Origin of the sequence: Pseudomonas inefficax (assembly GCF_032164165.1) — a bacterium.
Lineage (GTDB): Bacteria > Pseudomonadota > Gammaproteobacteria > Pseudomonadales > Pseudomonadaceae > Aquipseudomonas > Aquipseudomonas inefficax.
The window spans coordinates 3,464,733-3,477,499 of the sequence record NZ_CP134401.1 but is presented as its reverse complement, the minus strand read 5'-3'; the positions used below and the strand labels follow the sequence as shown (position 1 = coordinate 3,477,499).

Below are 12,767 nucleotides of genomic sequence, written 5' to 3'. Positions count from 1 at the left end.
ACGTGGCCATGTCTGTTGGAGAGGCGTTGCCAGCTTTGGGGCATGTCTTAAGACAGGTGGGGCGGCGGATGTGTCCACCTCGAGATCGAGTCGGGCCAACAAGGCGGGCAACCATGGCCTGACAAGTTCGGTACGTTGCAACAAATGTGGGAGCGGGCTTGTCCCGCGAAGCGCCGCGCGGGCGGCGCTCGATCTCAAAGGCGCAGAAAGTGTCAAGCCATACACCCGGCACAACCAACCTGCCCGGAACCCTTCCCCCCCTCAAAGGTCGCAGTTAACCAGCCACAGCACAGGTGGGTTTGCCCCCGCGCTTGTGTCATCATGCTCCGACCGCCGGTGAGTCCTCTCAAAGCCTTCTATGAACAAACCATACGCATTGCTGCTTGCCTTCGCCCTGCTCCAGGGCTGCCAGAGCCTGGCCCCGCAAAAAGCCGAGCCTCCCGTCGCCGAGGCCGGCAAGAGCGAGGTGGAAAAGCCCGTGGTGTATGGCTCGTTCAAGCAGGACACGCTCTATAGCCTGCTGGTGGCGGAGCTGGCTGGCCAGCGCAATCGCTTCGACATCGCCCTGGCCAACTACACCGACCAGGCCGCGAAAACCCAAGACCCAGGGGTATCCGAGCGCGCCTACCGCATTGCCGAATACCTCGGCGCCGACGAACCGGCACTGGACAACGCGCTGGTCTGGGCCCGCAACGACCCGCAGAACCTCGACGCCCAGCGCGCCGCTGCCATCCAGCTGGCCCGCGCAGGCCGCTATGACGACTCCATGACGTACATGGAAAAAGTCCTCCAAGGCCAGGGCGACACCCATTTCGATTTCCTCGCCCTGTCCGCCGCCGAAACCGACCAGAGCACCCGCGACGGCCTGCTGCAAAGCTTCGAGCGGCTGCTGGTGAAGTACCCGGACAACAGCCAGCTGGTGTTCGGCAAGGCCCTGCTGCTGAACCAGGACGGCAAGGCCGAAGAAGCCTTGGAGCTGCTCGAGTCGCACCCGCCGCAAAACGGCGAAATCGCCCCGATCCTGCTGCGCGCGCGCCTGCTGCAAGCCCTGGACCGTGGCCCGGAGGCCCTGCCACTGCTGCGCGGGGCGATTCGCGACAACCCGGACGACAAGCGCCTGCGTCTGACCTACGCCCGCACCCTGGTCGAACAGGACCGCATCGCCGATGCCAAGGGCGAGTTCCTCAGCCTGGTCCAGCAATACCCCGAGGACGACGAGCTGCGCTATTCGCTGGCCCTGGTGTGCCTGGAGAACAAGGACTGGGATGAAGCCGAGGGCTACCTGCAGGAGCTGATCGAACGCGACAGCAACGTCGACGCCGCACACCTGAACCTGGGCCGCATCCGCGAGGAGCGCCACGACCCTGCAGGCGCCCTGCGTGAATACGCCCTGGTCGGCCCCGGCCCCGACTACCTGCCGGCGCAACTGCGCCAGGCCGACATCCTGATTGCCAACGGCCGTGGTACCGAAGCCTCGCGCCTGCTCGCCGATGCCCGCGAAGCCCAGCCGGACTACGCCATCCAGCTGTTCCTGATCGAATCGGAAAGCTATAGCAACAACAACAAGGACACTCAGGCCAGCCAGGTGCTGCAACAAGCCATCCAGCGCTACCCGGACGACCTCAACCTGCTGTACACCCGCGCCATGCTGGCCGAAAAGCGTGACGACCTGCCGCAGATGGAAAAAGACCTGCGTGCCATCATCACCCGCGAGCCGGAAAACGCCATGGCCCTGAACGCCCTCGGCTATACCCTGGCCGACCGCACCACCCGCTACAGCGAAGCCAAGGCGCTGATCGACAAGGCCCATCAGCTGACCCCCGACGACCCGGCGGTACTCGACAGCCTGGGCTGGGTCAATTACCGCCTGGGCAACCTCGACGAGGCTGAAACCTACCTGCGCAAGGCTTTTGCCAGCTTCCCCGACCACGAAGTGGCCGCCCACCTGGGCGAAGTGCTGTGGGCCAACGGCAAGCGACGCGAAGCCCGCCAGGTCTGGGCCAAGGGCTTCGAAGCCCAGGCCGACAGCCCCATCCTGCGCAAGACCCTCCTGCGCCTGACCGGATCCGAGACTCTCTAACGCCATGTTCCTGCGCCATTGCATTACCTTCACCCTGATCGCCCTGCTCGCCGGCTGTGCCGGCTTCGGTAGCCGCGAGGCCCTGCAGGGCCACGGCGACCCGCAGCAGTGGCGCGCCCATAAAGAGCAGCTGAGCAGCCTCGATGGCTGGCAGATCAACGGCAAGGTCGGCATCCGTGCCCCGCGCGACTCCGGCAGTGGCACGCTGTTCTGGCTGCAACGCCAGGACTACTACGACATCCGCCTGGCCGGCCCGCTGGGCCGTGGCGCCGCACGCCTGACCGGTCGCCCCGGCAGCGTGGTACTGGAAGTCGCCAACCAGGGCCGCTACGAGGCCCCAAGCCCCGAAGCCCTGCTGGAAGAGCAACTGGGCTGGCAGTTGCCGGTCTCGCACCTGGTCTGGTGGGTACGCGGCCTGCCCGCTCCCGACAGCAAGAGCAAGCTGACGTTGGACGGCGACAGCCGCCTGGCCAGCCTCGACCAGGATGGCTGGCAGGTGCAGTACCTGAGCTACACGGAGCAGAACGGCTACTGGCTGCCCGAGCGCCTGAAGCTGCACGGCAAGGACCTCGACGTGACCCTGGTGGTCAAGGACTGGCAGCCGCGCCAGCTGGGGCACTGATACATGCAGACCCTTACCCTGCCCGCCCCGGCCAAGCTCAACCTTTGGCTGCACATCATCGGCCGCCGCGCGGACGGCTACCACGAGCTGGAAACCGTCTTTCAGTTTCTCGATCACGGCGACGAGCTGAGCTTCGCCGTGCGTGACGACGGCGTGATCCGCCTGCATACCGAAATCGAGGCGGTGCCGCACGACAGCAACCTGATCGTGCGTGCCGCGCGCAAGCTGCAGGAACAATCGGGCACGACGTTGGGCGCCGACATCTGGCTGAGCAAGGTGCTGCCCATGGGCGGCGGCATCGGCGGCGGCAGCTCGGATGCCGCCACTACCCTGTTGGCCCTCGCCCACCTGTGGCAACTGGACTGGAGCGAAGACCGCCTGGCCACCCTGGGCCTGAGCCTGGGCGCCGACGTACCGGTTTTCGTGCGCGGCCACGCGGCGTTCGCCCAGGGCGTGGGTGAACAATTGACCCCGGTCGACCCGGAAGAGCCGTGGTATGTCGTGCTTGTGCCGCAAGTGTCTGTCAGCACAGTAGAAATTTTTTCACATCCACAGTTGACACGTGATTCGCTCCCCCTTAAGATGCGCCCCGTTCCCGAGGGAAACAGTCGAAATGACTGCCAACCGGTGGTAGAGCAGAGTTACCCGGAAGTTCGCAATGCGTTGAATTCACTGGGTAAGTTCACTGAAGCTCGACTGACCGGTACTGGAAGTTGTGTGTTTGGGGCCTTCCCAAGCAAAGCCGAAGCTGATAAAGTTCTGGCCCTTCTTTCAGCGACCCAAACAGGGTTTGTGGCGAAAGGAAGCAACGTTTCGATGTTGCATCGCAAGCTGCAAAGTCTGGTCAAGAAGTCGAGCGCATAAGCGTTCGCAGCAACAGATACAGGGGCGTCGCCAAGCGGTAAGGCAGCAGGTTTTGATCCTGCCATGCGTTGGTTCGAATCCAGCCGCCCCTGCCATTTTCCTTATACTCATCCAGGTTACCCTCAGCCTTCAGGTACTGCGCGTGTCCAAGATGATGGTCTTTACGGGGAACGCTAACCCCGATCTGGCTCGGCGTGTCGTACGTCAGCTGCATATCCCTCTCGGTGACGTCTCTGTCGGTAAGTTCTCCGACGGCGAGATCAGCACTGAGATCAATGAGAATGTCCGCGGTAAAGACGTCTTCATTATTCAGCCGACCTGTGCCCCGACCAACGATAACCTGATGGAACTGGTAGTGATGGCCGACGCCTTCCGCCGCTCCTCAGCATCCCGAATCACCGCCGTGATTCCTTACTTCGGATACGCCCGCCAGGACCGCCGTCCGCGTTCGGCACGTGTAGCCATCAGCGCCAAAGTCGTCGCTGACATGCTCACTGTCGTAGGTATCGACCGTGTACTCACCGTCGACCTGCACGCTGACCAGATCCAGGGTTTCTTCGATATCCCGGTCGACAACATCTACGGCTCGCCCGTACTGGTCGACGATATCGAAGACCAGCGTTTCGAGAACCTGATGATCGTCTCCCCGGACATCGGTGGTGTCGTGCGCGCACGTGCCGTCGCCAAGTCCCTGGGCGTCGACCTGGGTATCATCGACAAGCGCCGCGAGAAGGCTAACCACTCCGAGGTCATGCATATCATCGGCGACGTCGAAGGGCGCACCTGCATCCTGGTAGACGACATGGTCGACACCGCCGGCACCCTATGCCACGCGGCCAAAGCCCTGAAAGAACACGGCGCTGCCAAGGTTTACGCCTACTGCACGCACCCTGTCCTGTCGGGCCGCGCGATCGAGAACATCGAGAAGTCGGTACTGGACGAGCTGGTGGTGACCAACACCGTTCCGCTGTCCGCCGCTGCTCAAGCCTGTGACCGTATCCGCCAGCTGGATATCGCACCGGTTGTCGCTGAAGCGGTCCGCCGCATCAGCAACGAAGAATCGATCAGCGCGATGTTCCGCTAAGCGGAACACACGCTGACGAAAAGCGCCCCGCCCCAACACTGGTTGTTGGGGCGGGGCTTTTTTGCCATCCCCGTTGGCGCTGGTCGCAAACGCCCTCGGGGGGCTATTTTGGAGAAACAAAATGACCGAATTCACTCTGAACGCCCAAGCGCGTACTGACCTGGGGAAAGGTGCGAGCCGCCGCCTGCGTCACTCCGCGAACATCCCAGCCGTTGTCTACGGTGGTAACCAGGAAGCTCAGTCCCTGACCATCCTGGCCAAGGAAATCACCAAGCTGTTCGAAAACGAAGCTGCCTTCAGCCACGTAATCGAGCTGAACGTTGACGGCGTCAAGCAGAACGTCATCATCAAGGCCATGCAGCGTCACCCAGCCAAGCAGTTCATCATGCACGCCGACTTCATTCGCGTCGTTGCTGGCCAGAAACTGACCGCCAAGGTACCGGTTCACTTCATCAACGAAGAAGCCCCGGTCAAGAAAGGCGGCGAGATCTCCCACGTAGAAGCCGAGATCGAAGTTTCCTGCGAAGCCAAAGACCTGCCTGAGTTCATCGAAGTCGACCTGGCCAACGCTGAAATCGGCACCATCATCCACCTGTCGGACCTGAAAGCTCCGAAAGGCGTAGAGTTCGTAGCTCTGGCCCACGGTGATGACAAAGCTGTTGCCAACGTTCACGCTCCACGCGTTGCTCCAGAAGCAGAAGGCGCTGCCGAGTAATCCACTCGCACGCCGGCGTTGATCGGGTTACAGTGCCGCGCGCCCTGTAACCCACCAACTCCAAGGAAGAGCCCCTGACGTGACCGCCATCCAGTTGATCGTCGGCCTGGGTAACCCCGGCCCCGAATACGAACAGACCCGGCATAACGCAGGGGCTCTTTTCGTTGAACGCATTGCCAGCGCCCAGCGCGTTTCGCTGACCGCTGACAAAAAGTATTTCGGCCTGACGGCTAAATTCAGCCATCAGGGCAACGACGTTCGTTTGTTGATCCCCACCACCTACATGAACCGCAGCGGCCAGGCCGTGGCGGCGTTGGCCAATTTCTTCCGCATCAAGCCGGAGGCGATCCTGGTGGCGCATGACGAACTCGACCTGCCTCCGGGCGTCGCCAAGCTCAAGCGCGGCGGTGGCCATGGTGGGCACAACGGCCTGCGCGACATCATCGCGCAGCTCGGCAACCAGAACGACTTCCACCGCCTGCGGCTTGGCATCGGCCACCCGGGCGACGCCAAACTGGTCTCCAACTTCGTCCTGGGCCGCGCGCCGCGCGCCGAGCAGGAGAAGCTCGACGCCAGCATCGATTTTGCCCTCGGCGTGCTGCCGGACGTGCTTGCCGGCGACTTTGCCAAGGCGATGCGCGAGCTGCACAGCCAGAAGGCCTGATTTCCTTTAGAGAGGGGAATACCCATGGGTTTCAATTGCGGCATCGTCGGCCTGCCCAACGTCGGCAAGTCCACCCTGTTCAACGCCCTGACCAAGTCTGGCATCGCGGCGGAGAACTTCCCCTTCTGCACCATCGAGCCTAACAGCGGCATCGTGCCGATGCCCGATGCGCGCTTGAATGCCTTGGCTGAAATCGTCAAGCCAAACCGCATCCTGCCGACCACCATGGAGTTCGTCGACATCGCCGGCCTGGTGGCTGGTGCCTCGAAAGGTGAAGGCCTGGGCAACAAGTTCCTCGCCAACATCCGCGAAACCGACGCCATTGCCCACGTGGTGCGCTGCTTCGAAGACGAGAACGTGATCCACGTTTCCAACAGCGTCGACCCCAAGCGCGACATCGAGATCATCGACCTCGAACTGATCTTCGCCGACCTCGACAGCTGCGAGAAGCAACTGCAGAAGGTTGCCCGCAACGCCAAGGGCGGCGACAAGGAAGCCCTGGCGCAGAAGGCCATCCTCGAACAGCTGATCCCGCACTTCACCGAAGGCAAGCCTGCGCGCAGCCTGATGAAGAACATGAGCGCCGAAGACAAGGCGGTCATTCGCGGTTTCCACCTGCTGACCAGCAAGCCGGTCATGTACATCGCCAACGTGGCCGAAGACGGCTTCGACAACAATCCGCACCTGGACGTGGTCAAGGCCATCGCCGAGGAAGAAGGCGCGGTAGTGGTGCCGGTGTGCAACAAGATCGAAGCGGAAATCGCCGAGCTGGACGACGGTGAAGAGAAGGACATGTTCCTCGAGGCCCTGGGCCTGGAAGAGCCTGGCCTGAACCGCGTGATCCGCGCCGGTTACGAGCTGCTGAACCTGCAGACCTACTTCACTGCCGGCGTGCAGGAAGTACGTGCCTGGACCGTCCGCGTCGGCGCCACTGCTCCGCAGGCAGCCGGGGTTATCCACACCGATTTCGAAAAAGGCTTCATCCGCGCTGAAGTGGTGGCCTATGACGACTTCATCCAGTTCAAGGGTGAAAGCGGTGCCAAGGAAGCCGGAAAATGGCGCCTGGAAGGCAAGGACTACATTGTCAAGGACGGTGACGTGATGCACTTCCGCTTCAACGTCTAAGCGCCAGCCTGCAGTACCCACAAACCCCTTGAGGCCAACGCCTCAAGGGGTTTTGTTTTTTCTGGCATTTGGCAGGGCGCGCGTCCCCTGTGGGAGCAGCCTTGTGTCGCGAAATGATCGCAAAGCGGCCCCGGAATTCAGCATCTAAGCTGTGATTCAGCACCCTCCCCCGGACGCGCGCATCATGCCCGAAAAACCCCGCCTCGACTGGCAACGCTGGCTTCCCGGCCTGGTCACCCTGCTCCACTACCAACCCGCCTGGCTACCCAAAGACATCGCCGCCGGCCTGGTGCTCACCACCATGCTGGTGCCGGTGGGCATCGCCTATGCCGAAGCGTCCGGCGTACCCGGAATCTATGGCCTGTACGCCACCATCATCCCGCTGCTGGCCTATGCCCTGTTCGGCCCCAGCCGCATCCTCGTACTGGGCCCGGACTCGGCACTGGCCGCGCCGATCCTGGCGGTGGTGGTGCAATATGCCGCCAGCGAGCCGCAACGGGCTATCGCCATCGCCAGCATGATGGCCCTGGTTGCCGGGGCGTTCTGTGTGATCGCCGGTTTGCTGCGCCTGGGCTTCATCACAGAGTTGCTGTCCAAGCCGATCCGCTATGGCTACATGAATGGCATTGCCCTCACGGTGCTGATCAGTCAGTTGCCCAAACTGTTCGGCCTGTCGGTCGACAGCCAGGGCCCGCTGCGGGATACCTGGAACCTGATCCAGGCCTTGCTCGCCGGCCAGGGCCATTGGCCAAGCTTCGTAGTCGGTGGCGGTAGCCTGGCGCTGATCCTGCTGCTCAAGCCGTTCAAGCGCTTGCCGGGCATTCTCATTGCGGTGGTGGCGGCTACGCTGGCGGTGAGCCTGCTGGGGCTCGACCAGCAAGGCGTGAAAGTGCTCGGCGAACTGCCCCAGGGGCTACCCAGCCTGGTCTTCCCCTGGGTCAACGATATCGACCTGGTGGAAGTATTGCTAGGCGGCATCGCGGTGGCACTGGTGTCGTTCGCCGATACCAGCGTGCTGTCGCGCTCCTATGCCGCGCGCATGAAGATGCCGGTCAATCCGAACCAGGAAATGTTCGGCCTGGGTGTGGCCAACCTGGCCTCCGGACTGTTCCAGGGCATCCCGATCAGCAGCAGCTCGTCGCGTACCCCGGTGGCCGAGGCGGCGGGTTCGAAAACCCAACTTACCGGTATCATCGGCGCGCTGGCGGTAACCCTGTTGCTGCTGGTCGCGCCCAACCTGATGCAACACCTGCCCAACAGCGCCCTGGCGGCGGTGGTAATCGCCGCAGCGTTGGGCCTGTTCGAGTTTGCCGACCTCAAGCGCATCTTCCGCATGCAGCAATGGGAATTCTGGCTGTCGTTCACCTGCTTCGTCGGCGTAGCGGTATTCGGGGCCATTCCCGGTATCTGCATTGCCGTGGCGATATCGGTGATCGAATTCCTGTGGGACGGCTGGCGGCCGCATCATGCGGTGCTGGGACGGGTGGATGGCACCCGCGGTTACCATGATGTGCAGCGTTATCCACAGGCCCGACGCATTCCGGGGCTGGTGCTGCTGCGTTGGGACGCGCCGCTGTTCTTTGCCAATGCCGAGCAGTTCCAGAGCACGGTGATGGCGGCGGTGGACGCATCACCTACCCCGGTTCAACGGCTGGTGATTGCGGCGGAGCCAGTGACCAGCATCGATATCACCTCGGCGGACATGCTGGCCGAGCTGGACCGGGCGCTGGAGGCGCGGGGGGTGGAGTTGCAGTTTGCCGAGATGAAGGACCCGGTAAAGGACAAGATGCGGCGGTTCGAGTTGTTCGAGCATATGGGGGAGTCGGCGTTTCATCCCACTGTCGGTGCGGCGGTGGATGCCTATCTGGAAGAGAGTGGGGTTGACTGGAAGCCCTAGGTTTTCCTGGACTGGCCTCTTCGCGGGTGAACCCGCTCCCACAGGCATGGCGTTGCCCATGGGATCACACAATCCTTGTGGGAGCGGGTTTACCCGCGAACAAGCCCACGCCTTGTCCGAAGCCGATCAATCCATATGAGCATGGCACTGGCATACACCGACACCGCCAGAAACAGCGCCATGCGCACGGCAAAGGCACGATACACATCCTGCCCGCCCGCGCTGTCCTGCACCGACTGCCCCAGCAAGATCAGCATGGTCGTCAGGCAACTCACCCAGTATGCCGGGCTTTGCCTGGTATCCACCGCACGGTAAAGCCTGCGCCCCTGCCAAAGGACGAACAGCAGCACCCACAGGAAAAACATCCACAGGTGCACGAACAGGCTCAACGCGGCCCACGTCAGTATCGCCAGCAACCCGGCAAGCAAGGTCGAGCCGATCAGCTCGCGGCTGGCATGCCGCGCGCGGGTTTCGCCGGCCTGCTGCCCCAGGCTCACTGCCTTCATGATCAGCGGCATGTACTGGTCCGGGGCGATCAGCGCCAGCAAAAAGGCCGGCATGACGATCAACGTGGCACGCAAGGCGACCCAGCTCACCTGATCACTATCGAGCAGAGGCGGTGCCGGTTGTGCCGGCGCATCGGCCGGCTCGGGAAACAGCACATGTGCTGCAGCGCTACCCAGTACCGCCAGCAGCATGCCTTTGGCCAGCGCTTCGACCACCGACAGCGCCAGGGTGAAGTCGCTGGTGCCGGCGGCGGCAATCATGGTCAGGCCGATCACCAGCAAATTGGCCAGCAGGCCGTTGCCGCCTTTCAGCGCATAACGCAAGGTCAGGAAAACCCCAACCCCCACCAACAACACCCCACTCGCCGGGGCATGGCGCAACAGCGGAATCAGCAGCAGCCCGCTGCCACAGGCAAGCAGCACCAGCACCGCCAGGGCCGGTGCCGCACGCAGGGGCAAGGGCTGGCTGCGCATGGCCAGCAACAGCACCGCAAATACCGGCGCCAGGATCGGCACCGGCAGGCCGATGCCGAAACTCACCGCTAGGCACAGCGCCACGCCCCATGCCAGGCGCAGGGCGCGCAGGCGGCGCAGCTCAATAGGCATACGACAGCCAGCTCATCAGCCACATGAACAGCCGGCCCAGCAGGTTCAATGGGTTGCCCTCGCTTGGCAGGGCCATGACTTCGGCCTGGCCGCCAACCCGCAAACCGCTCTTGTCCTGCAACTGGTCACGCTCCAGTTCGACGATCACCGGGAAGCGCTGCGCAGAACGCAGCCACTCGCGGCTGTTCTGCACGGTCGGCAACGTGCCCGGCGGATTACTCTGGCCCACGCTCACGCCGTAGCCGATGCTGCGAATGCGCCCCTTCAGCACCGTGCCGGGCAGCGCATCGAGCACTACCAGTACCGGGGTTTCAGGGCGCAGCCGAGCGAGGTTGTTCTCGGTCATGTCGGCACTTATCCACACGTCATGGATGGCGATCAGGGTCATCATCGGGCTGCCGGCACCGACATAATGGCCAACGTCGGTGCGCAGGTCGGTAATCAGCCCGTTTGCATCGGCGCGTACCACAGTGCGCGCAAGGTCCAGTCGGGCCTTTTCCACATTGGCCGCCGCGCTGCGCAGTTGGGCGTTGTCGTCCTGCGCCCCGCCCTGCTGCTCACGGGCCCGCTCAACTTCGGCACGGGCTGCCGCCACCTGGCTGATAGCCTGGTCGCGGGTGGCCTGGGCACCCTCCAGGCGGCGCACCGACACCGTTCCCGGGTCTTCATCGATCAAGCGCTTGAGCCGTTCGGCGTCTTGCCGCGCCTTGCGCTCGTTGGCCTGGGCCGCCACCAGCGCCGCCTGGGCCGAGTCGATGCCAGCGGTGTGAGCGCCGATCTGCCGGCGTACCGCGTCCAGGTCGGCTTCGGCGCGGGCCAGGGCGATGCGGTATTGCTCCTGGTCCAGTTCGAACAGCACATCGCCCTTGCGTACTTCCTGGTTGTTGCCCACCGCCACACGCTTCACCTGCCCGGCCACCTCGGCACTCACCGGCACCACGTAGGCCTGCAGGCGGGCCTGCTGGGTATAGGGCGTGAAGCGGTCGGCCAGCAGGTACCACAGCAGGCTCACGGCAATCAGCAGCAGCACCCAGCGCATGCCGCGATCGGGGGCTGGCGGGGGTGGCGTCGGCGTAGCGTCGCTCATTTCGTTTCACCTTGTGCATGGGCGCTGGGGCCCGGCTCGTCGAGCAGTTCGCCCCAGTCTGTGCGTTGCTGCATCTGTTGGCGGGTGGCCGGGTCGATCGGTGTGCGGCTGGCGTCCCAGCCGCCGCCCAGGGCCTTGTACAGCGTCACCAGGCTGCTGACGGCATTGCCGCGGCTGACCAGGTAGCCGTCCTGTTGCTGCAGCAGCAGTTGCTGGGCGTCGAGCACGCGCTGGAAGTCGGCAAAGCCTTCGCGGTACTGCGAGCTGGCCAGGTTCAGCGAGCGCTGTGCGGCCTGCGAGGCCTGGTCGCGGATACTTGCGCTCTGCAGCGAACGCACCAGCCCGCTGGCGGCATCGTCGGCCTCGCGGGCGGCTTCGCGCACACCTTGGTGATACAACTCGATCAGTTGCTGCAAGCGGGCGTCTTCCACGCGCACGGCGTTCTTGCGGCGGCCGTAGTCGAACGGATTCCAGATCAGGCTGGGCCCGGCGGCGATGTCGAAGGTATCGGGCAGGTGATTGGCCGTGACAAAGCTCCAGCCGATGCTGCCCAGCAGGCTCAGCTGTGGATAAAGATCAGCCTCGGCCACCCCGACCAGCGCCGACTGCGCCGCCACCGCCTGCTCGGCGGCGCGGATGTCCGGGCGGCGCTGCAGCAGGCTGGCGGGCACGCCCTGCAGCACGGCACGGTCCGGCAACGGCAACTGGCCGTGGCCGGCATCCAGCTGTGGCAGCGGCCCGGGCGGCCGACCCAGCAGCGAGCACAGCACGTTGCGCAGGGCATTGAGCTGGTTCAGAAACTCGGGGATGGTGGCCTGGGTAGCCAGGTACTGGGTGCGCGCCTGTTGCCAGTCGAGTTCATCGTTTTCGCCATGACGGAACAGCCGCTCGGTTATCTCCAGGCTGCGCGCCTGGCGGCGGGCGTTTTCTTCGGCGATATCCAGCCGCGCCTCGGTGGTGCGCAGGGCAAAGTAGGTGTCGGCCACCTGCGCACGCAACAGCAACAAGGCATCGGCGTAATTGGCCTGGGAGGCGAAGTAGACGGCGTCGGCGCTTTCGATGGCGCGGCTGAAGCGCCCCCAGAAGTCGATTTCCCAGCCGATGTCGAAGCCCGCGCTGGATTGCCAGAACACCGAATCGCGAGCGGTGGCAGTACCGGACTGGTCCTGTTTCAGGTACAGGCTCTGGGCGCGCAGCTGCTGCAGCTGTGGATAACGCCCGGTCTGCACGATGGCCAACTGGGCGCGGGCTTCGGCAATGCGCAAGCCGGCCACGCGCAGGTTGCTGTTATTGGCATCGGCCTCGGCGATCAAGGCATCCAGCGCCGGGTCGGCGAACACGGTCCACCACTGGCGCAGGTCGGGCGCCGCGGCCTGCTGCCCGGCCTGCTCTAGCAGCGGGGTGTTCCAGGTGCCCAGCCATGGGTCTTGCGGCGGCTGGAAGTCCGGGCCCACTTGAGTGCAGCCCACCAACATGGCCACCAGGCTCAGTGCACAACCATAGACGCGTCCGGGCAT

Annotated in this window: 11 protein-coding genes and 1 tRNA gene; 9 read left to right on the top strand and 3 right to left on the bottom strand. The window is 63.9% G+C overall.

All coding sequences use genetic code 11. The annotated features are described in order from the left end of the window. Positions 1 to 358: 358 nt before the first annotated feature. The 9 genes from RIN61_RS15650 (at position 359) to RIN61_RS15610 (ending at position 9,051) form a co-directional block, all read left to right on the top strand. Complete coding sequence (locus tag RIN61_RS15650) at positions 359 to 2,080, top strand: tetratricopeptide repeat protein (protein ID WP_112251982.1); 1,722 nt, start codon at positions 359 to 361, stop codon at positions 2,078 to 2,080. A gap of 4 nt (positions 2,081 to 2,084) precedes the next feature. Then, positions 2,085 to 2,702 carry a lipoprotein insertase outer membrane protein LolB gene (gene lolB, locus RIN61_RS15645; RefSeq protein ID WP_085626905.1) on the top strand — a complete coding sequence of 206 codons (618 nt, stop codon included), beginning with the start codon at positions 2,085 to 2,087 and terminating at the stop codon, positions 2,700 to 2,702. Between the two features lie 3 nt (positions 2,703 to 2,705). Continuing rightward, on the top strand, positions 2,706 to 3,566 hold the full coding sequence (gene ispE / locus RIN61_RS15640) for a 4-(cytidine 5'-diphospho)-2-C-methyl-D-erythritol kinase (protein ID WP_112251981.1): 861 nt from the start codon (positions 2,706 to 2,708) through the stop codon (positions 3,564 to 3,566). Positions 3,567 to 3,586: 20 nt separating this feature from the next. Continuing rightward, positions 3,587 to 3,661 (top strand) — tRNA-Gln (locus RIN61_RS15635). A 47-nt stretch (positions 3,662 to 3,708) separates the two neighbouring features. Next, positions 3,709 to 4,650 (top strand): ribose-phosphate pyrophosphokinase, encoded by a 942-nt coding sequence (locus RIN61_RS15630; RefSeq protein ID WP_003247410.1) that lies wholly within the window; start codon positions 3,709 to 3,711, stop codon positions 4,648 to 4,650. Between the two features lie 121 nt (positions 4,651 to 4,771). After that, entirely contained in the window at positions 4,772 to 5,365 is a 594-nt protein-coding gene (locus tag RIN61_RS15625; RefSeq protein ID WP_112251980.1) for a 50S ribosomal protein L25/general stress protein Ctc, read from the top strand. A gap of 79 nt (positions 5,366 to 5,444) precedes the next feature. Then, on the top strand, positions 5,445 to 6,029 hold the full coding sequence (gene pth, locus RIN61_RS15620) for an aminoacyl-tRNA hydrolase (RefSeq protein ID WP_009686183.1): 585 nt from the start codon (positions 5,445 to 5,447) through the stop codon (positions 6,027 to 6,029). A 24-nt stretch (positions 6,030 to 6,053) separates the two neighbouring features. Then, positions 6,054 to 7,154: a redox-regulated ATPase YchF gene (gene ychF, locus RIN61_RS15615; protein ID WP_016713314.1), complete on the top strand. Its 1,101-nt coding sequence runs from the start codon at positions 6,054 to 6,056 to the stop codon at positions 7,152 to 7,154. Positions 7,155 to 7,338: 184 nt separating this feature from the next. Next, positions 7,339 to 9,051, top strand: a complete 1,713-nt coding sequence (locus RIN61_RS15610) for a SulP family inorganic anion transporter (protein WP_112251979.1) — start codon at positions 7,339 to 7,341, stop codon at positions 9,049 to 9,051. Between the two features lie 89 nt (positions 9,052 to 9,140). Here RIN61_RS15610 and RIN61_RS15605 read toward each other — a convergent pair whose 3' ends face one another. From RIN61_RS15605 to RIN61_RS15595, 3 genes are read right to left on the bottom strand one after another with little or no spacing between them, the layout of a single operon-like run. After that, positions 9,141 to 10,163, bottom strand: a complete 1,023-nt coding sequence (locus RIN61_RS15605; RefSeq protein WP_313852735.1) for a DUF2955 domain-containing protein — start codon at positions 10,161 to 10,163, stop codon at positions 9,141 to 9,143. Further along, on the bottom strand, positions 10,153 to 11,250 hold the full coding sequence (locus RIN61_RS15600; protein ID WP_112251977.1) for an HlyD family secretion protein: 1,098 nt from the start codon (positions 11,248 to 11,250) through the stop codon (positions 10,153 to 10,155). The genes RIN61_RS15605 and RIN61_RS15600 overlap by 11 nt, the downstream gene beginning before the upstream one ends. Beyond that, a complete protein-coding gene (locus RIN61_RS15595) occupies positions 11,247 to 12,767 on the bottom strand; it encodes an efflux transporter outer membrane subunit (RefSeq protein ID WP_313852733.1) in 1,521 nt (506 codons plus the stop codon). The genes RIN61_RS15600 and RIN61_RS15595 overlap by 4 nt, the downstream gene beginning before the upstream one ends.